This window comes from Plantactinospora sp. B6F1 (genome assembly GCF_040120695.1).
Taxonomy (GTDB): Bacteria; Actinomycetota; Actinomycetes; order Mycobacteriales; family Micromonosporaceae; genus Plantactinospora.
Map to the genome: position 1 here is coordinate 1 of NZ_JBEEAC010000028.1, position 17,968 is coordinate 17,968.

Below are 17,968 nucleotides of genomic sequence, written 5' to 3' on the forward strand. Positions count from 1 at the left end.
GACATGATCAAAAAGACGCTCGAAGCGTACGAACGAGGCGACCTTCCCCACACGAATCCTCCGTGACACCGTCACGGACCGTCAAGCAACACGGCCCCTTGACAACCAATCCCCGATAGGGAATCAGACGTAGAGCTTGCGGAGTTCACGGGCGATGTCGGAGACCTCGGTCAGGGTGCCGCTGGCCACCGACATCACAAGAGCCTCTGCCTGATCAACATCGACATCCTGGATCGGCACCTCGTTGAGGGCCAGGAAAACACGCACCGCAGCCCAGGCGAGACGCTTGTTTCCATCGATCAGCGCGTGGTTCATGCAGATCGAGTGGAGCAGCGCGGCGGCCTTGCTCCAGATATCGGTGTAAGCCTCCTGGCCGAACGCCACGGTGGCCGGGCGAACCACCGCCGACGAGAGCAGGCCGAAATCACGGACCTGCGGCGTCTCGCCCAAGACGATCGAGGCGATCTCCATGAGGTCGTCGACCTCAAGATAGTTGGTCACTCTGCCAACCGTCGCAGCAGTTCGGCGTCGCGCTCGGCAACCTCCCGCGCAAGATCCCGCACCCGGGCACGGTGACTGCGGGCCGAGACGTACTCCTCGACCGCCACAACGATGGTGGCGTTCATCGACCGGTGCTCCTGCTCGGCGAGCTGCTTGAGCCGCTCATGCAACCCGTCAGGCAAATTGACAGTGGTGACCATATGGAAATCATACTGCTCATACACACGGGAATCACCTATCCCGAGGTCTTCGCGAGCCTTCAGGGCGCGGTCGCGCGACTCCTGGTGCGGGTCCGCCTCCGGCGGGCGGGCGGTGGAGCCCCAGCTGCGCCAGCCGGTCCCGGATCAACGGGGACGCGGCCGGAACCAGGTCCACACGCAGTAGCCGAGCCAGGCGACCGCGACCACCGCGCCGAGCGGCCGGAGGCGCAGCGCGTTCAGCGCGATCACCAGCGCCAGGACCAGCAGCCAGGGCAGGAACGCCTTCACCCGGTCCACCCGTTCGGCCTACCGGAACCGGCCACCACCGGTTGCTGTGTCATCGCAGGCTGCGCCAGTACCGGCTCGGGGGCGGCGGGCTGCGCCACGGTCGGCTCGGGCACGGGCGGCTGCGCCAGGGCCGGGGCCGCCGGCCGGAGCGGTGTCGACCCCGGCGGCTCGGCGGCCGGCGCGACGAGTTCCGGCCAGAGGGTCGCGGTCACCGACCGGGTACGCGCCAGCCGTTGCCGGGCCCGCGCGTGCCGCTCGGCCAGTACGGCGGCCAGGTACGCCCACTCGGGCAGGCACGGCGGTGGCGGTGGGGAGGTCACCGCCGCCACCTCCGCCCAGAGTGACCGGGTCAGTCGCCGCCGGGCGTCCCGGGTCAGCGTGGAGGTGCGACTGAGCAGTTGGCGTACGGCCAGCGCCAGCCCGTCGTCCAGCCGGGTCAGGTCCAGGGTCGCCGCCCAGCCGGCCAGCGGCGGGACCATCGTCGGCACGTAGCCGGTGCCGGCGGGGCTCCGGTCGTGGATGACCAGCGTGCCGGCGGCCAGGTCACCGAGCCGTCGACCCCGGGGGTCGGTGAGCATCACCGTCACCCCGACCGCCCAGGTCAGCAGCGGCAGCACCAGACCGGGCCACTCCACCGCGACGCCGACCAGGCTGCGGGTCAGCGCCTGCCGGAAACCGACCCGGCCACCGTCGGCGCGCACCACCCGCAGCCCGACGGCGAGCTTGCCGACCGTACGGCCGGAGTTGAGGGTCTCGAAGGCCACCGGATAGCCGACCAGGATCAGCACCACGCCGACGGTCTGCAACCCGCGCAGGGTCGCCGCGTCCAGCGCGCCGGGGCCGACGAACGCGGTGAGCAGGATCCCCGCCCCGATCACCATGATCACCGCCAGGGTGACCTGGGCCAGGATGTCGACGAGCAGCGCCAGTACCCGGGAACCGAGCCGGGCGGCCCGAATGTCCAGTTCGACCGCTTCGCCGCTGACCAGCCCGGCGTCCGCACCGTAACCGCCGGGGTGCGCCGGCCGGGCACGGGCGGACCTCGGTGGTTGCGCTGTCACCAGGACAGTGAACACTATGGTCGCGAACCCTGGGGGACTGAGTTGGATCTCGACGCGTACGCGGCGGAGCACGACCGGGAATGGCGGCGGCTGGCCGAGCTGACCGGGCGGCGCCGGCTCGACGCCGACGAGGCCGACGAGCTGATCGCGCTCTACCAGCGGGTCGCCACGCACCTGTCGGTGGTGCGCAGCCGGTCGCCCGACCCGGTGCTGGTCGCCCGGCTCTCCCAACTGGTGCTGGCCGCCCGGAGCCGGCTGGCCGGCAGGTCCGGGTTCTCCCTCGGCGCCGTCGGCCGGTTCGTCCGCACCGGCTTTCCGCTGGCGGTCTATCGGGCCTGGCCGTGGTGGACCGCGGTCGGCGTCGGGTTCGTCCTGGTCGCGGGCTTCTTGATGTACTGGACCGCCGGGCATCCGGAGACCGCCGCCGCGCTGATCGGCGACGAGGCCGCGGCCGAGGCGTTCGAGGCGCGCTTCGTCGGCTACTACAGCGAGTACGCCGCACCGAGCTTCGCCTTCCAGCTCTGGACCCACAACGCCTGGATCGCCGCCCGCTGCCTCGCCTCCGGCATCCTGGTCGTGCCGGTGTTCTACCTGCTCTGGCAGAACGCCCTCAACATCGGCGTGACCGGCGGGGTGCTCGCCGCCTACGACCGTACCGACGTCTTCTTCAGCATGATCACCCCGCACGGCCTGCTGGAGCTGACCGGGATCTTCGTGGCGGCCGGTGTCGGCCTGCGGATCGGCTGGGCCTGGATCGCGCCGCCGCCCGAGCTGACCCGGGGGCAGGCGGTCGCCCGGGCCGGCCGCTCCGGCGTGCTGGTCGCGGTCGGCCTGGTGGGGCTCTTCGCGGTCGCCGGCCTCATCGAGGCCTTCGTCACCCCGGCGGCGGTCCCCACCGGGATCCGGATCGGGATCGGCGTGCTCGCCTGGCTCGGCTTCCTCGGCTACGTGTGCTACTTCGGTCGTCGTGGTGCCAGGGCCGCTACCTGAGATCGAAGACGTGGACCATGTGTGGTGCGTCGATGAGGGTGTGCGGCGCCAGCGCGTGGTAGGCCCAGACGTGCACCCATGCGTTGCCGGTGCGGACCGTGAGCACCGTCTTGAACATCCCCGGCGCGAAGTAGGTGAACAGCAGGAAGACGACCGACAGGGCGGCGTTGCCCGGTGAGGTGAACACGGTCCACGCGTCCCAGACGTGCAGCGCGGTGTAGGTGAGACCCCCCAGGATCACGGTGGCCGCCGTCGACCCGGTCAGCCGCAGGAAGCGCGGCACCAGAATCGCGTAGATGAAGATCATCGCGGGTAGCACGGCGCCGGCCAGGTACAGCGTGAAGGTCAGGGTGGCCCCGAGCACGAGTTGGCCGGGCGCCAGGTCGAAGGTCTCCGGAGCGAGCACCGCGATCTGGACCAGGGATTCGATCAAGAGGACCACGCCGATGAGGGTGGCGTCGGCCCGACGGTTGCTCGAGCGAAGGTTGAGCGCCTCGGCGGAGTAGCGCCGCCGGAAGAACAGCAGCGGAACCACCGCGTAGACCACGAGATTGTAGGTTGCCCAGGCGATGGACTCGGCCGGGCTGACGTGGTCGTGCGTCCCGTAGATCGTGCCGGCCAGGTGAAGGCCGAAGGGGTGCCAACCGGCGAGTCGGGCGAGGACGAAGCCCAGTGCCAGCCCGGCAGCCCCGTAGGCGAGCAGGAACAGCGTCTCCCGGGCGGCCACCGACCGCTCCGGCGCACGGTCGGCCAGGTCGGGCAGCCTCCGGCCCCGGGTGAGCCAGTACGTCAGCACGGTGAGCAGGAGCACCTCCGCCAGAGCCAGGTTGGCGTCCATCAGGTGGCCAACCGGCGTGCGGGCCGCAGCGGCCGGCCAGTCGAACGGGAGTACGTCCCCCGCCACCGCGAGGACCGCCAGGTTGCCGGCGAGCCAGCCGACGGCGGTCAGTTGCACGCTGCGCCTGTGCAGCAGTGTCCCCGGGCCGTACCGGGGCGGACCTGGCGGCGGGTCGGTCGTGCGGGAGAGGACCATCATCCACCTCGAAATCTTTGTAGTATGACCGTGCTAGTTGGTCGGCGCAGACTAACACGACTGTGCTATAAAAGGTCAATGCCGAAGGTGGTGGATCCGACAGAGCGTCGACGGGAACTGGTCGAAGCCGTGTGGCGGGTGATCCGCCGAGACGGTCTTGAGCAAGCCTCGGTTCGCAACGTCGCCCGCGAGGCGGGACTGTCGATGGGTTCCCTCCGGCACTACTTCGCGAGCCAGTCCGAACTCATGGTGTTCGCGTTCCGGACGGTCATCGACCGGATCGAAGCCCGCCTGACCGGGCTGGCACCCGAGCCCGACCCCAGACGACGGGTGCAGCGGACCCTCGCCGAACTGCTCCCGCTCGACGAGGAACGGCGGTCGGAGAACGAGGTCTGGCTGGCCTTCACCTCCGGAGCCATGGCCGACCCCGCGCTTCGAGCCCTGCGGGACGAGGGATACGACGCCCTGCGAGCCGGCTGCCGAAGGATGATCAGCGACCTGTCCGCCGCCGGCCTCGCCCCGACCGACATACCAGCCGAGACCGAACGCCTACATGCCATGTTGGACGGCCTCGCCGTCCATGCGGCCATGCGACCGGACATCCATACCGCCGAGTCGCTGGTCGCCGCCGTCGCGCATCATCTCGACGCCCTGGCGGCGCAACGCTGCCCGCGAGGAAGCTGAACCCGCCGGGCACTCCCGCCCTCAGCCCTCCGGCGCCCTGGCCGCTGCCCGAGGTGACCGGCAGGTCGCGATCAGAGCTGGCCGAGGGCCTTGAGCCGCAGGTAGGTGTCGGTCACCATCGGCGCCAACCGGTCGGCCGGGGCGTCGACCACGGTCACCCCGTGCCGGGCCAGCGCCGCGCGCACCCGGTCACGGTCGCCCAGCGCCCGCCAGGCCGCGGCCGTCGCGTACGCGTCCTGGACGGTCTCCGGTGACCGGGTGGTGAGGTCGGTCAGCACCGGGTCGTGCACCGACGCCACGATCACCCGGTGCCGGGTGGCCAACCGGGGCAGTACCGGCAGCAGCCCCTCACCGAGGGCGCCCGGCTCCAGGGCGGTGAAGAGCACCACCACCGATCGCCGGCGCTCCCGCCGGAGGATCTCCCCGGCGACCAGTTCGAAGTCGGTCTCCACCAGGGTCGGCTGGAGCGGGGCGAGCACGTCGACCATCCGGGCCAGCAGCGTCGACTGGGCACCCCCGGTCAGCGCGACCCGGACCGCGTCGTCCACGGCCAGCAGGTCCACCCGGTCACCGGCCCGGGCGGCCAGCGCCGCCAGCAGCAGCGCGGCGTCGATGGCGGCATCCAGCCGGGGCTCGTCGCCGACCCGCACCGCCGAGGTGCGCCCGGTGTCGAGTACGCAGACCACCCGCCGGTCGCGCTCCGGTCGCCAGGTCCGGACCAGTACGTCGGCCCGCCGGGCACTGGCCCGCCAGTCGACCGAGCGCACGTCGTCGCCGATCACGTACTCCCGCAGCGTGTCGAACTCGGTACCCTGGCCCCGCCCCCGGGCCACCTCGGTGCCGTCGATGACCCGCAGCCGGGCCAGCTTCTCCGGCAGGTGCCGGCGGGACTCGAACCGGGGCAGCACCCGCAGGGTCCACGGCGGGGTCGGCGGCCGCTCCCTCCGCTGCCGGAACGCCAGCCCCAGCGGCCCGTACGAGCGCAGCGTCAGCCGCAGCGCCGGCCGGTCGCCGCGCCGGGTCGGGGTCAGCCGGCTGGGCAGCTCCACCCGGGCACCCGGCTCGACGCGCACCTTCGGGGCGCCAGGAAAGTCGAACCGGGCCCCGGCGGACGGCACCCAGGCGTCCCGGACCAGCCCGCGCAGCGGCCGGCCCGAGGTGTTGTGCAGCCACACCGAGACCGTGGCGGTGTCGCCGAGCCGTACCGCCCGGTCGCCGTCCCTGCTCGCCTCGACCGCGTCCGGCGGGACGGCCAACCGCCAGTCCAGTACGGTCAGCGCCAGCACCACCCCGGACATCACCAGTACGCCGAGCCACGGCGCCGGCCAGAGCGGCAGGGTCAGCGCGCCCGCACCGAGCAGGGCCGCCGCCCGTGGCGTCATCGTGGCGTCGGCACGGTGCCGAGCACCGCGTCCAGCACCGACCGGGTGGTGACGCCCTCCAGTTCGGCCTCCGGCCGCAGCCGCAGCCGGTGCCGCAGCGTCGGCCGGGCGATCGCCTTGACGTCGTCCGGGGTGACGTGGTCGCGCCCGGCCAGCCAGGCCCAGGCCTTCGCGGTGACCAGCAGCGCGATCGCGCCCCGGGGCGAGGCGCCGAGTTCCAGCGCGGGCGCCGTCCGGGTGGCCCGGCACAGGTCCACGATGTAGCCGAGCACGTTTTCGGCGACACCGACCCGGCTGACCCCCGTCTGGGCCAGCGCCAGGTCGGCCGCGCTCGCCACCGGGCGTACCCCGGCGGCGGCCAGCTCGCGCGGGTCGAAGCCGCCGTGGTGTGCCCGGAGTACGCCCAGCTCCTCGTCCCGGTTCGGCAGCGGCATCGTCAGTTGCAGCAGGAACCGGTCGAGCTGCGCCTCGGGCAGCGGATAGGTGCCCTCGTACTCCACCGGGTTCTGGGTGGCGGCCACGATGAACGGGTCCGGCAGCGGGCGCCGGTTCCCCTCCACCGAGACCTGCCGCTCCTCCATCACCTCCAGCAGCGCGGCCTGGGTCTTCGGCGGCGTCCGGTTGATCTCGTCGGCGAGGAGCAGGTTGGTGAAGACCGGTCCCTCCCGGAAGGTGAAGGCGGCGGTGCGCGGGTCGAAGATCAGCGAGCCGGTGACGTCGCCCGGCATCAGGTCCGGGGTGAACTGGAGCCGTTTGGACTCCAGGTCGAGAGCGGTCGCGATGGTCCGCACCAGCAGCGTCTTCGCCACCCCCGGCACGCCCTCCAGCAGCACGTGCCCCCGGCAGAGCAGCGCGATCACCATCCCGGTGACGACGGCGTCCTGCCCGACGACCGCCTTGGCGACCTCGGTCCGCAGCCGGTGCAGGGCGGCGCGGGCCCGGTCGGCCTCGGCCGGGGCGCCGCCCTGCGCCGGGACCGGGTACGGCGCGGCGGCGTGGCGCGGGTCGGTGGTTCCGGCGGGTCGGGTCACCAGGCTTCTCCTTCACTGGGGCGGTCGTGCCGGGGCTGGCCGGGCGGGGCGGTGTCGGGGGAGCCGGCCAGGTCGTCGAGTGCCCGGGCCAGGTCGAGTAGTTCCTGGTTGGTCTCCGGGGCCGGACCGTGGAGCAGGTCGTGCACCTCGGTCGCGCTCCGGCCGGTACGCGCGGCGACGACGGTGGCCACCTCGTCCGGCCCGGCGTCGGACGGCACGCCCCGGGACCGCGCCAGCCGGTGCAGCGCCGCCGCGCGCAGCGTCTCCGCCGCTGGCCCGTACGCCCGGGCCCGCTGGTAGAGCCGGCCGCGACCCCGCACCGTCTCGGCGGACGGGACGGTCACCGGCAGCGGCTCGGCGACCGGTGGCCCGAGCCGACGGGCCCGCCAGAGGACCAGCAGCAGCAGGGCCAGGGCGAGCTGCGCCAGCAGGGCCCAGAACCAGGGCGGGAAGGCGTCCCATAGCGGGTTGCGCCGCTCCGGCGGGGCTGCCTGGTCGTCCTGCCCGGATGGCGGCTGCGGTCGCTCGTCGTACTCCGGGGTGCGGTCCCGCTCCTCGAACTCGCCGTCGGGGTAACTGTCGGAGCCGTCCGGCGTCGACGTCCAGGGGTCCAACTCGTCGTCCCGCTGGTACGGCGGCGGTGGCTCCGGCCCGGCCAGGTCGAGCCAGACGACCCGGTCGTGGATGCCGAGCAGTCCGGCGGCGAGCGCGGCGTTGCCCCGCTCGGCTATCCGGTCGTTCCGGAACGGGTCGCTGGCGCCGATCACCACGACCTCGCTGCCGCGCCGATCCGTGGCCTCGCCGTCGCGCGGCTCGGTCCGGACCAACCCACCGGAGTAGCAGGAGTCGGTGCGGTCGGGCAGCCCGGGCGGGCTGGCGAACCGCTGCAGCAGCGCGGCGGCCCGCCCGGCCCTCGTCACCTCCGGCAGCGGGCAGGGCCGGTCGTCGGCGGCGGCCTCGACCGCGCCGGCCGCCCACCGCCGACCGGTGGCGACCAGCGGCAGTCCGGCGCCGTCCAGCACCCGCTGCGGCGGGTCCACCAGCACCACCCGGGCGCGGTCGGCCGGCTCGGCGAGGTACGGCAGGTACAGCGGGTGCACCAGGCCCGGCGAGGGGACGAAGAGGGTGAACCCCGGGCTTGTCGCCTGGATCAGCGCCCGGCGGGTACTGGTGAACCGTTCGACGACGACGCCCTCGGCGCGCAGCCGGTCGGCGAGTCGGCTCCCGCCCTCGTCGTCGACGTTGATTGGGGAGAGGAAGCCGGGGGAGCCGCGGTCGGGCTGGTCGATCGCCCGGGTGATCCCGGTGACGGCGAGCAGCACGGCGACGGCGCCGAGCGGGATCACGAGCCGGTGCCAGCGGCGTCGCCGGCGGCCCGTCCCGGACCGCGCCGGCGAACCGTGCGGTGCCGACGCCCCGGGGCCCTCCCGCGGATCGCCGGCCGCCACGGTCGGGCCGGGGGTGGGGGCGGTCGGGCCGGGGGCGGTCGCGCCCACGGTGGGCGTGGTCGGGTCGGGGGTGGTGGTCATCTCGGTGCCGTCCCGGGCCGGGCCGTCGGGTGGTGGTCCGGCTCCGGAGCGGTCCGGGCCGGCTCGGCGGGTCCTCCCGGCGCCGGGTGGTCCGTGCCGGCGAGGATCCGGCCCACCTCGGTGGCGAGCATCCGCATCCGGTCGTCGTGCTCGCGCCGGGCGGGACGCTCGGCGTACCAGAGGTCGGAGAAGACCTGGCCGGCCTCGGAGACCGGGTGGTCCACCTCGGGGCGGTTCCGGGCGGCCGCCGTCGCGAGTTCGGTGACGGTGAGCCCGGGGCGGTGTTCCAGCGCCCCATGGTCGACCAGTTCCCGGACCATCCCCCGGAACCGCTCGCGGGCCGCCTCGGCGTACCGGCCCTCGGCGGCCAACCGGTCGGCGAGGGCGACCAGCGTCCCGGCCGGTACGTCCGGCAGTTCCGGATCGTCGGCCGTCGCCTCCGGCTCGGGCCCGGTGGCCGGCGCCGGACCGGGCTGCCGCCGTCGCCGCCACCGGCGCAGGCGCCAGCGCGGCAGCCGCCGGGGCACCCAGGCGGGGTAGTGGAACCAGCCGAGCGCGACCAGCACGCCGGCCAGCACCAGGAGGAGCGCGACGAGGGGCAGCGGCAGACGGTCGCCGATCGCGGCCGTCGTCTCGGTCCACCAGCGGCTGAAACTCACCGGCGACCTGCCGGCGGAGTGAGCATGGCCGACCCGGTCCGCCGGGCCCGGTCGATGACGATGTCCAGCCCCTCGGTGCGGATCCGCGCCTCCAGGTAGACCACCGCGTCGATGCAGGCGAGCGCCGGATAGGCGACGCCGTTCGTCAGGGTCCAGACCGCCAGGCCGACCGGCAGGTGCCACTCCGCCGCGAGCAGTCCTGCCGAGTGCAGACCGGTGACGGCACCGACGGCGAGCCCGATCCGCAGCAGCCACCAGACCAGGTAACCGAGTATCCGTACCGCCGCCGCGCGGCCGCCGGTGCGCAGGGCGAGCGTGGCGGAGCGCCACAGCGCCCGGAACGGCCCGACCCGGTCCAGCACGATCGCTGGCGCCACGGAGCCGAGCAGCGCGAACCCGACCACCCAGAGCGGCATGATCAGGGACGCAACGAACATCACCGCACCGGCCAGCAGGGCGACGAGCAGCGCCACCGGCAGTCGGGCCCCGCGCGGGCGGAGCAGCCCGCGGGCCGGGGAGCCGGGATCGAGCAGGACCGTACCGGCCGCCCGGGCGGTCAGGTTGCCGAGCAGCGCGATGATCACTCCTTCGCAGGCGGCGCCGACCGCCAGCAGGAACCAGTACGCCGGCAGCCTGTCGAACGTCGGCAGGTAGGCCGGCGGGGTGGCCCCGGCGACCAGCCGCAGCGGGTACAGCAGGAGCTGTTCCAGCGCGGCCAGCACCAGGGCGACCGGCACCAGCACCCGGGCGTGGTCGCGGAGCAGCAGGACCGCCGAGTCGATCAGCTCACCGACGGTGAGCGGCCGCAGCGGCAGTACGGCGATCGGGGCGGCGTCGGGCAAACGTACTCCTGGCGGCTTCGGGACGGGCGGGGGGATACGCCGCAGCAGTCATGGTGTCACGTAGGCCCGTCCCGGGCCGAGCCGCTCGGCCGGTTCCCACGTCACGGTTCGGTGTGCGTCACCGAGGGCGGAGCTCCCGGGTTCCGCCCCTGGTTCCCGGGCGGTCGACCAGGGTAGGCTTCTGCGCTTCGTGCCCGGGGAGAGGGCCGGCGGTACGCCGCGCCGGGAGGCGGGACACCGCCGTGGAGCAGAGAGTGGAATATTAGTGTCATGAGAGCCCGGGTACTGGTCGTCGACGATGACCCCGCGCTGGCCGAGATGCTCGGCATCGTGTTGCGCAGCGAGGGGTTTCTGCCCTCGTTCGTCGCCGACGGAGAACGGGCACTGGCCGCGTTCCGGGAGAATCGGCCCGACATCGTCCTGCTCGACCTGATGCTGCCCGGAATGAGCGGCATCGACGTGGCCCGGGCGATCCGCTCCGAGTCGGGCATCCCGATCGTGATGTTGACGGCCAAGAGCGACACCGTCGACGTGGTGCTCGGGCTGGAGTCGGGCGCGGACGACTACGTGGTCAAGCCCTTCAAGCCCAAGGAACTGGTCGCCCGGATGCGGGCCCGGCTGCGCCGGGGCGAGGACGCCGCACCGGAGCTGCTGACCATCGGGCCGCCCGGCAACCAGATCAACATCGACGTGCCGGCGCACACCGTCAGCCGGGACGGCGAAGAGGTCAAGCTGACCCCGCTGGAGTTCGACCTGCTGGTGGCGCTGGCCCGCAAGCCGCGTCAGGTCTTCACCCGGGAGGTCCTGCTGGAGCAGGTCTGGGGTTACCGGCACGCCGCCGACACCCGGCTGGTCAACGTGCACGTGCAGCGGCTCCGCGCCAAGATCGAGCCGGATCCTGAGCGACCCGAGGTGATCCTGACGGTGCGGGGAGTCGGCTACAAGGCGGGCACCGGATAGCCTTGGGTGCACTGTGGCCCGCACCCTGACCTCGTCGTCCGCCATCCTCGCCCGTGCCGCCACGGCCGGGCGGCGGCTGCGGCGCGTCAGCTCGGTCCGGGTCGCGAGGGCGGTCACCGGTCTGCACCGCACCTGGCGGCGCTCGCTCCAGGTGCGGGTCGTCACCATCACCCTGGTCGCGTCGAGCCTGCTGGTCGGCGGATTCGCCTATCTGGTCGCCGACAACATCACCGAGATCGTGCTCGACAACGCCACCACCGACGTCAAGGCCCGGCTCGAGGACGGCCAGCAGTACGCCTCCGAGCAGCTCAGCAACCACACCACCGTCGCCGAGCAGGGCGTGCGGGCCACCCTGGAGGACACCGTCAACTACCTGGCCGGCGGAGATCCGGCCCAGCTCGGCGGGGTGGTGGTCGCGCTGCGGGTCAGCGGCGTCGCGCCGGCCACCTCGCCCCAGGTCGACGTCAGCGACATCCTGACTCCGGGGCTGGAGAACGCGGTCAGGGGCGGCGACATCGCGCACCAGTTCCGCACCGGCGACCTCTTCGACAAGGGGCCGACGAAATATCTGGTCTACGGCTCACCGGTACCGACTCGGCTCGGTCAGGTCGAACTCTACTACTTCGTACCGCTGACCCGGTGGGACCAGATCGCGGACGGCTCCCGGGCGACGGTGTTGGCCACCGGGTTCGCCCTGGTCGTCCTGCTGGGGCTGCTCTCCGGGCTGGTCACCCGGCTGGTGGTCAATCCGGTACGGGTCGCCGCCCGCACCGCCCAGCGGCTCTCGGCGGGGCTGCTCGACCAGCGGATGGTGGTCAACGGCGAGGACGACCTGGCGTTGCTCGCCTCGTCGTTCAACCAGATGGCGACGAACCTGCAACGCCAGATCGTCCGGCTGGAGGAGATGTCCCGGCTGCAACGGCGGTTCACCTCGGACGTCTCGCACGAGCTGCGTACCCCGCTGACCACCGTACGGATGGCGGCCGACCTGATCTACGCGGAGCGGGACGAGTTCGACCCGGCGGTCACCCGCACCGCCGAGCTGCTGCACGCCGAGCTGGACCGGTTCGAGGACCTGCTCACCGACCTGCTGGAGATCAGCCGGTTCGACGCCGGGTTCGCCATGCTGGACGCCGAGCCCACCGACCTGGTGCCGGTGGTGCACCGGGTGGTCGACCGGCTGGAGTCGCTCGCCGGTCGCTGCGGTACGCCGCTGCGGGTGACCGTGCCGGAGAACCCGGTGATCGCCGAGGTCGACCCGCGCCGGGTGGAGCGGATCCTGCGCAACCTGGTCGGCAACGCGGTGGAGCACGGTGCCGGGAAGCCGGTGACGGTGGTCCTGGCGGCGGACGAGACGGCGGTGGCGATCACGGTCCGGGATCACGGTGTGGGGCTGCGGCCCGGCGAGGAGAAGCTGGTCTTCAACCGGTTCTGGCGGGCCGACCCGTCCCGGGCCCGGCAGACCGGTGGCACCGGGCTCGGCCTCTCCATCAGCCTGGAGGACGCCCGGTTGCACGGTGGCTGGTTGGAGGCGTGGGGCGCATCGGGCGAGGGCGCCCAGTTCCGGCTGACCCTGCCGGCCCGGGCCGGTGACCGGCTGACCTCGTCACCGTTGCGGCTGGTGCCGGCCGACGCGTCGGTGTCGGCCCCGGACATCCTCGGCTGGACCGTACCGACCCTGGCCGGCGACGGACCCGCCACGCCGCCGCCCGGCGCGGACAGTGCGGAGGCCGCCGCCGACGCCCCGGCCGGGACGGCGACGCCGGACGAGGCCGTCGATCCGGTACCGGGCGGGCTGGCCGCGCCGCGGGCGCCGGCCGACGCCGAGCGGAGCGAGGTGACCAGATGAGCCGGCGCCGCATCGCGCTCGGTGCCGTCGCGATGCTGCTCTCCGGGCTGGCCGCCTGTGGCATCCCCGGCGAGAGCGACGTGCGGATCGACGGCAAGGGGCCGGTGGCCGACGCCGCCCCGGCCGACCGTCCGGCGGCGCGGCCGCCCGGACGTACCGCGAGCGGCAGCGATCCCGAGACGTTCGCCAAGAACTTCCTCACCGCCGCGGCCGGCGAGGCCGGCGAGGCCTACAAGCGGGTCAACGAGTACATCCTGGAAGGCGCGAGGTTCGACTCGAAAGCGGAGAAGGGTGACATCAACGTCGTCCGGGTCGAGCCCGGCGGGATCCAGGTCACCCAGAACAAGGACGGCACCAGCAAGGTGATCGTCACTGTCCAGCAGGTCGGAGTACTCCGGGCGAACGGCTCGATCGGCGAGCCGGTGCAGCAGGACACGTCGTACTCCTTCGTCGTCGGCGCCGCGCCGACCGACCCGGGGCCGGGCGGCGGGCTGTGGGTGCTGGAGAAGCCACAGGTGCTGCTGATGACCGACGACGCCCTACAGGACTACTACCAGGAACACACCATCTACTTCTGGAACACCAACGGCACCTCGCTGGTACCGGACCTGCGCTACCTGCCGCGTACGGTGCCGGTGCAGCGGCACGCCACCGCCGTGCTCGAATGGCTGACCGGCGGCCCGTCGGAGTGGCTCAAGTCGGCCGTCGCGCTGCCCGAGGGCACCAGTCCGGTGGGTAACGTGCCCGCCCCGGAGGAGGGGGGCCGGCTCGAAATCAACCTCGCGGTCAAGGCCGGCGCCCTGGAGACCGAGCGCGACCTGGAGAGGCTCTTCACCCAGATCGTCTGGTCGCTGCGGACCAACCAGTTGCTCGACAACGAGCTGGAACTGAAGATCCAGAACCAGTCGAAGATGATCGAGGTTGCCGCCGACTACCGCCGGGACAACCCGCTCTACGAGCTCGACGGCGCCGCCGCCCGGTACGGCGTCTTCGCGGGCCGGATCTATCCGCTCACCAGCCCGGGCGAGCCGAACCCGGTGCCGATTCCCGCGGCCGAGAACCACGACATCGTCACCGCCGGGTTGAGCCGCAACCGCGACGACGTGGCGGTGGCGCTGGTCGTCCGGGACGGCGACTCCCTCCGGCTGCGTACGGGCACCGGTCCGGGGGTGGCGAGCAGTCTCCTGACCAGCGAGGAGAAGTACGACGACATCAGCCGGCCGGTGTGGCTGAAGGAGGCGTTGATCGGCGGACCGGTCGGGTTGGTCGTCGCCGAGGGCCGGCTCTGGACCTTCACCGCCGGAAATCCCCGGCTGACCCGGGTCTCGTTCTCCGGCGCGGACCTGAGCGTGACGGCGGTGGCGGCGTCGTTGGACGGCAACCGGATCGCCTTCGTATCCGGCGGCCGGCTCTACGTCGCGGGGGTACGGCCGATCGACGGCGGGCTGAACGTCGAGCTGCCCCGCCAGCTGGCCACCTCGTTGCACTCGCTGAGCGCGGTGGACTGGTTCGGCGAGAACCTGCTCGTGGTGGCCGGTCTGGACGGCGAGGACGCCAAGGCGATCAACCGGATCAACGTGGACGGGACGCTGGAGTCGCGGCAGATCAGGTACGTCAGTGCCGCCCCCGTCGAGGCGCTGGCCGCCGACCCCACCTTCCTGGCGGTGCGGCCGTTGCCCCTGACGTACGAGGCGAACGAGGTGGCCTTCGTCTCCGACACGATCATCACTCGGAGCCAGGTCGCACCCGGTGCGGGCGAGCCCCCGGCCAACGCGAACTCGGCCACCGCCTCCTTCTACCTCTACTGAGCTGCTGCCCGGGGAGGCGTGGTGCTGGCGGGGGTCTGGACCGAGTTGACCGATCTGGTGCTGCCGGCCGAGTGCGCGGGTTGTCGCGCCGAACGGTTGCCGTTGCGCCAGGGTGCCTGCCCAGGCTGTGCCGCCGCGCTGCGGGCCCTGCGCCCGGCCCCGGTACGCCCCACCCCGGCGCCGCCGGGCCTGCCGGACTGCGTGGCGCTCGGCAGCTACCAGGGCGCGTTGCGGGAGTCGCTGCTGTCGTACAAGGAACGGGGCCGGCACGGGCTGGCCCGGCCGCTGGGCAGGTTGCTCGCGGAGGTGGTGGCGGAGGCCGCCACTGGGCGCCGACCGGTGCTGCTGGTGCCGGTACCGGCGACCGCACGGTCGGTACGGGCCCGGCACGGCGACCATCTGCGCCGGCTTGCCCGGCACTGCGCCGCCCGGCTCCGGGCTGCCGGCTGGCCGGTCGTGGTGGCCCACCCGCTGCGCGCGGCGCCCCGACCCGACTCGGCGACGCTGGACAGCGCCGGCCGGGCAGCGGCGGCCCGGGACGCCTTCCAGCTCCGGTCGGGCCGGTCGGACCCGGTCCGCCGGATGGCCGCCGGCCGGGTGGTGGTGCTGCTGGACGACATCGTGACCACCGGGGTCACGCTCGCGGCGGTGGCCGGGCGGCTGGAGAGCGCGGGAATCCCGGTGTACGCGGCGGCGGTGCTGGCCGCCACCGTCCGACGGGGGCGTGGTTAGCCACTCCGCAGAAAAGTCACTCTACGTGCCGCGACATTCACCCTGTCGTGCATCTCATGCAAATCTTCCCACCGTTCTTGGTGACCGGGGTGACTGTCGGGGCGATTGGGGTTAGCGTCTGGGTTACCGAGGGTATGACGGATGTTCCAACGCCCCTCGGATGCGTGGAGGGAGGCACCGCCGTTGTTCTCGACCCGGTCAAGCCGAATGGATCCTCCAGGGGCGGGCTGACCGGGGCTTTTTTGTTTCCGCAGACTCTCCGATGGCGCAGGGAGGTCACGCATGGATCTCGTGGTCAAGGGTCGCAACGTCGAAGTGCCGGATCATTACCGTGTGCACGTAGCCGAGAAGCTCGCCAAGATCGAACGGTACGATCACAAGCTTATTCGGATCGACGTGGAACTCTTTCACGAACGCAATCCGCGACAGTCCGATCACTGCCAGCGAATAGAGATTACCTGTATCTCCCGGGGACCGGTGGTCCGGGCGGAGGCATGTGCGAAGGACTTTTACAGTGCCCTCGACGCGGCGATCTCGAAGCTCGACACGAGACTGCGCCGGGCCGCCGACCGGCGTCGCGTGCACCGTGGCCGGCATGCCCCGGTCTCCGTTGCCGCCGCCACCGCTGGGCTACCGGTCGTCGACGCGAGTGACTCGGCGCTGGCCACCCTCACCGCACCCGCACCGGCCCGGTCGACCGACAACGGCCGTGCGGCCCAGGAACCCGAGTTCGACGAGCACGACGAGTACGACGACAGCCAGCCCTGGCGCATCGCCCGGAAGAAGCTGCACCCGGCCGATCCGATGACGGTCGACGACGCGCTGTTCCAGATGGAACTCGTCGGCCACGACTTCTACCTGTTCCTGGACAAGGAGTCCGGCCGCCCCAGCGTCGTCTACCGGCGCAAGGGTTACGACTACGGCATCATCGCCCTGGCCAGCTGACTCCACCGTTGCCCACCGGCCCGGGGCTCGTCCCCAGGGCCGGTGGGCATGACCATCCCCGCCCGTCAACCGTCGCCGGGGCGGTGGCTGGAGGTTCCGCCGATCAGCCCCCGACCCCCGGCCGATCGGCGTCGGTGAAGAGCCCGAGGTCGTCGGGGAGCAGGGCGCCGACCCAGGCGTCGACCCGGTTGCCCCGGTGGCTGAGGGCGTGCCGCGCGGTGCCCTCGATGGTGAACCCGGCCTTCTGGGCGGCCCGGCGCGACGCGGTGTTGCCCACGTTGGCCCGCCACTCGAGCCGGGCCAGATCCAGGGCGGTGAAGCCCCAGGCGGCAACGGCCGCGGCCGCCGCCGGGCAGTAGCCACGCCCCCGCGACCAGGGTGCGACCAGGTAACCCAGGTCGCCGACGAGGGGATCGCCCGGGGAGATCCGCAGCTCCATCACCCCGCTGTACCGGTCGGATCCGTCGGCGATCGCGAAGACGGCGCCGGTGCCCCGACGCCACACCGTCCGGCTGTACTCGTGCACGAAGTACTCCGCGTCCGACCGCTGGTACGGGTCCGGCACGGTGGTCCAGCGGATGCTCTCCGGGTCGCGGCAGGTCGCCACGATCGCCTCCAGGTCGGGCTCGTGCAGGGGGCGGAGCCGCAGCTCCGTACCGTCGGCGGTCCGGGCGAAGAGCACCGGTTGGGCGGCGGCGAAGACGGCGGCCCGGCGCGCCGGGAGTGAGCCGGCACCGGCCGGAGCACCCGGCTGCGCCGCGCCGTCCGGCTGATCCGGGTCGGTGCCGGTCAGGTCCTCCGGAAGCAGTGAGCCGATCCAGCCCTCCCGGCTGCCGCCCGGACGTGGGGCGGCGAGCCGGAGCCGTCCGTCGACCTGGAAGCCGGCCCGCAGCGCGACCAGCCGGGAGGCGTGGTTGCCGACCTCCGCCTGCCAGATGATCCGGCGCAGCCCCAGCTCCTGGAAGGACCACCTGCTCACCGCCCGGGTCGCCCGGACCGCCACGCCGCGGCCGCGGGCCCAGGGGGCGGTCCAGTAGCCGACCTCCCCGGACCGGAGCACCGAGTCGACGGTGATCAGGCCGCAGGAGGCGAGGAGTTCTCCGGTGCCGGCGTCGCAGACCGCGAACGGCGCTCCGGAGCCGTTCAACCACGCCTGCGGAGCCCGCTTGGTCACGAAGTCGATCGCGTCCTCGACCCGGTACGGGCTGGGCACGTTGGTCCAGCGCTGGATCTGCGGATCCTGGCATGCCCGGTACACGTCGTCGGCGTCCTCGGCCCGCCACGGCCGGAGCCGCAGTCCCGCCTCGACGATCTCGACGCCGTCCGGGCGGCTGCTCCGGTTCACCGGGCGGCTGTTCTGGTCCATCCGGTCATCGTGCCGGAGCATTCGCGCTGGGCGTAACCGGATTTACCGGCCCTCACGGCTACTATCGGACAGAATGTCCGGTTCGCTGAACAGGAGGGGCGGCGCGAC

The 17,968-nt window shown here is 72.8% G+C and carries 18 protein-coding genes; 7 read left to right on the top strand and 11 right to left on the bottom strand.

Features of this window, described 5'->3' with window-relative positions; all coding sequences use genetic code 11:
- Window positions 1-123: 123 nt before the first annotated feature.
- The 4 genes from ABNF97_RS26555 to ABNF97_RS26570 form a co-directional block, all read right to left on the bottom strand.
- Window positions 124-501, bottom strand: a complete 378-nt coding sequence (locus tag ABNF97_RS26555) for a type II toxin-antitoxin system death-on-curing family toxin (RefSeq protein ID WP_349340180.1) — start codon at window positions 499-501, stop codon at window positions 124-126.
- On the bottom strand, window positions 498-701 hold the full coding sequence (locus ABNF97_RS26560; RefSeq protein ID WP_073824963.1) for a ribbon-helix-helix domain-containing protein: 204 nt from the start codon (window positions 699-701) through the stop codon (window positions 498-500). Before ABNF97_RS26560 ends, ABNF97_RS26555 begins: the two co-directional genes overlap by 4 nt.
- A 144-nt stretch (window positions 702-845) precedes the next feature.
- Window positions 846-998, bottom strand: coding sequence for a hypothetical protein (locus tag ABNF97_RS26565; protein WP_349340181.1), 153 nt, complete (start codon window positions 996-998; stop codon window positions 846-848).
- Window positions 986-2,050 carry an RDD family protein gene (locus ABNF97_RS26570; protein WP_349340182.1) on the bottom strand — a complete coding sequence of 355 codons (1,065 nt, stop codon included), beginning with the start codon at window positions 2,048-2,050 and terminating at the stop codon, window positions 986-988. The genes ABNF97_RS26565 and ABNF97_RS26570 overlap by 13 nt, the downstream gene beginning before the upstream one ends.
- 42 nt (window positions 2,051-2,092) lie before the next feature.
- Here ABNF97_RS26570 and ABNF97_RS26575 point away from each other — a divergent pair, with 42 nt between their 5' ends.
- Complete coding sequence (locus ABNF97_RS26575; RefSeq protein ID WP_349340183.1) at window positions 2,093-3,040, top strand: stage II sporulation protein M; 948 nt, start codon at window positions 2,093-2,095, stop codon at window positions 3,038-3,040.
- On the opposite strand, the gene ABNF97_RS26580 is transcribed toward ABNF97_RS26575, so the two are convergent.
- Window positions 3,033-4,076 carry a hypothetical protein gene (locus tag ABNF97_RS26580; RefSeq protein ID WP_349340184.1) on the bottom strand — a complete coding sequence of 348 codons (1,044 nt, stop codon included), beginning with the start codon at window positions 4,074-4,076 and terminating at the stop codon, window positions 3,033-3,035. The two genes, ABNF97_RS26575 and ABNF97_RS26580, sit on opposite strands and share 8 nt — an antisense overlap.
- Window positions 4,077-4,097: 21 nt before the next feature.
- On the opposite strand from ABNF97_RS26580, the gene ABNF97_RS26585 reads away from it, so the two are divergent.
- Complete coding sequence (locus ABNF97_RS26585) at window positions 4,098-4,757, top strand: TetR/AcrR family transcriptional regulator (protein ID WP_349340185.1); 660 nt, start codon at window positions 4,098-4,100, stop codon at window positions 4,755-4,757.
- A 71-nt stretch (window positions 4,758-4,828) separates the two neighbouring features.
- On the opposite strand, the gene ABNF97_RS26590 is transcribed toward ABNF97_RS26585, so the two are convergent.
- From ABNF97_RS26590 to ABNF97_RS26610, 5 genes are all read right to left on the bottom strand, one after another.
- On the bottom strand, window positions 4,829-6,139 hold the full coding sequence (locus ABNF97_RS26590; RefSeq protein ID WP_349340186.1) for a DUF58 domain-containing protein: 1,311 nt from the start codon (window positions 6,137-6,139) through the stop codon (window positions 4,829-4,831).
- A complete protein-coding gene (locus tag ABNF97_RS26595) occupies window positions 6,136-7,065 on the bottom strand; it encodes an AAA family ATPase (RefSeq protein ID WP_349340227.1) in 930 nt (309 codons plus the stop codon). The genes ABNF97_RS26590 and ABNF97_RS26595 overlap by 4 nt, the downstream gene beginning before the upstream one ends.
- 101 nt (window positions 7,066-7,166) lie before the next feature.
- Complete coding sequence (locus tag ABNF97_RS26600) at window positions 7,167-8,699, bottom strand: DUF4350 domain-containing protein (RefSeq protein WP_349340187.1); 1,533 nt, start codon at window positions 8,697-8,699, stop codon at window positions 7,167-7,169.
- Entirely contained in the window at window positions 8,696-9,358 is a 663-nt protein-coding gene (locus tag ABNF97_RS26605) for a DUF4129 domain-containing protein (protein ID WP_207230630.1), read from the bottom strand. Before ABNF97_RS26605 ends, ABNF97_RS26600 begins: the two co-directional genes overlap by 4 nt.
- A complete protein-coding gene (locus ABNF97_RS26610; RefSeq protein ID WP_130464732.1) occupies window positions 9,355-10,200 on the bottom strand; it encodes a hypothetical protein in 846 nt (281 codons plus the stop codon). Before ABNF97_RS26610 ends, ABNF97_RS26605 begins: the two co-directional genes overlap by 4 nt.
- Before the next feature lie 270 nt (window positions 10,201-10,470).
- Between ABNF97_RS26610 and mtrA the strand changes: the two genes are divergently transcribed.
- The 5 genes from mtrA (at window position 10,471) to hpf (ending at window position 16,494) form a co-directional block, all read left to right on the top strand.
- On the top strand, window positions 10,471-11,160 hold the full coding sequence (gene mtrA / locus ABNF97_RS26615; protein ID WP_101369873.1) for an MtrAB system response regulator MtrA: 690 nt from the start codon (window positions 10,471-10,473) through the stop codon (window positions 11,158-11,160).
- A 76-nt stretch (window positions 11,161-11,236) separates the two neighbouring features.
- A complete protein-coding gene (mtrB, locus tag ABNF97_RS26620; RefSeq protein WP_207230834.1) occupies window positions 11,237-13,009 on the top strand; it encodes an MtrAB system histidine kinase MtrB in 1,773 nt (590 codons plus the stop codon).
- Entirely contained in the window at window positions 13,006-14,817 is a 1,812-nt protein-coding gene (locus tag ABNF97_RS26625) for an LpqB family beta-propeller domain-containing protein (protein WP_130464731.1), read from the top strand. Before mtrB ends, ABNF97_RS26625 begins: the two co-directional genes overlap by 4 nt.
- A 21-nt stretch (window positions 14,818-14,838) precedes the next feature.
- Complete coding sequence (locus ABNF97_RS26630) at window positions 14,839-15,549, top strand: ComF family protein (RefSeq protein ID WP_349340188.1); 711 nt, start codon at window positions 14,839-14,841, stop codon at window positions 15,547-15,549.
- Window positions 15,550-15,831: 282 nt separating this feature from the next.
- Window positions 15,832-16,494: a ribosome hibernation-promoting factor, HPF/YfiA family gene (gene hpf / locus ABNF97_RS26635; protein WP_349340189.1), complete on the top strand. Its 663-nt coding sequence runs from the start codon at window positions 15,832-15,834 to the stop codon at window positions 16,492-16,494.
- Window positions 16,495-16,597: 103 nt separating this feature from the next.
- Here the strand turns inward: hpf and ABNF97_RS26640 are convergent, their stop codons facing one another.
- Complete coding sequence (locus ABNF97_RS26640) at window positions 16,598-17,860, bottom strand: GNAT family N-acetyltransferase (RefSeq protein ID WP_349340190.1); 1,263 nt, start codon at window positions 17,858-17,860, stop codon at window positions 16,598-16,600.
- Window positions 17,861-17,968 lie beyond the last annotated feature (108 nt).

What these genes read in the sequence shown, in the direction of transcription:
- ABNF97_RS26560 (WP_073824963.1), bottom strand. Translation starts at nt 701, where the DNA reads ATGGTCACCACTGTCAATTTGCCTGACGGGTTGCATGAGCGGCTCAAG.
- ABNF97_RS26600 (WP_349340187.1), bottom strand. Translation starts at nt 8,699, where the DNA reads ATGACCACCACCCCCGACCCGACCACGCCCACCGTGGGCGCGACCGCC.
- hpf (WP_349340189.1), top strand. Translation starts at nt 15,832, where the DNA reads ATGGATCTCGTGGTCAAGGGTCGCAACGTCGAAGTGCCGGATCATTAC.
- ABNF97_RS26640 (WP_349340190.1), bottom strand. Translation starts at nt 17,860, where the DNA reads ATGGACCAGAACAGCCGCCCGGTGAACCGGAGCAGCCGCCCGGACGGC.
- ABNF97_RS26625 (WP_130464731.1), top strand. Translation starts at nt 13,006, where the DNA reads ATGAGCCGGCGCCGCATCGCGCTCGGTGCCGTCGCGATGCTGCTCTCC.
- ABNF97_RS26585 (WP_349340185.1), top strand. Translation starts at nt 4,098, where the DNA reads ATGACCGTGCTAGTTGGTCGGCGCAGACTAACACGACTGTGCTATAAA.
- mtrA (WP_101369873.1), top strand. Translation starts at nt 10,471, where the DNA reads ATGAGAGCCCGGGTACTGGTCGTCGACGATGACCCCGCGCTGGCCGAG.
- ABNF97_RS26590 (WP_349340186.1), bottom strand. Translation starts at nt 6,139, where the DNA reads ATGACGCCACGGGCGGCGGCCCTGCTCGGTGCGGGCGCGCTGACCCTG.
- ABNF97_RS26580 (WP_349340184.1), bottom strand. Translation starts at nt 4,076, where the DNA reads ATGATGGTCCTCTCCCGCACGACCGACCCGCCGCCAGGTCCGCCCCGG.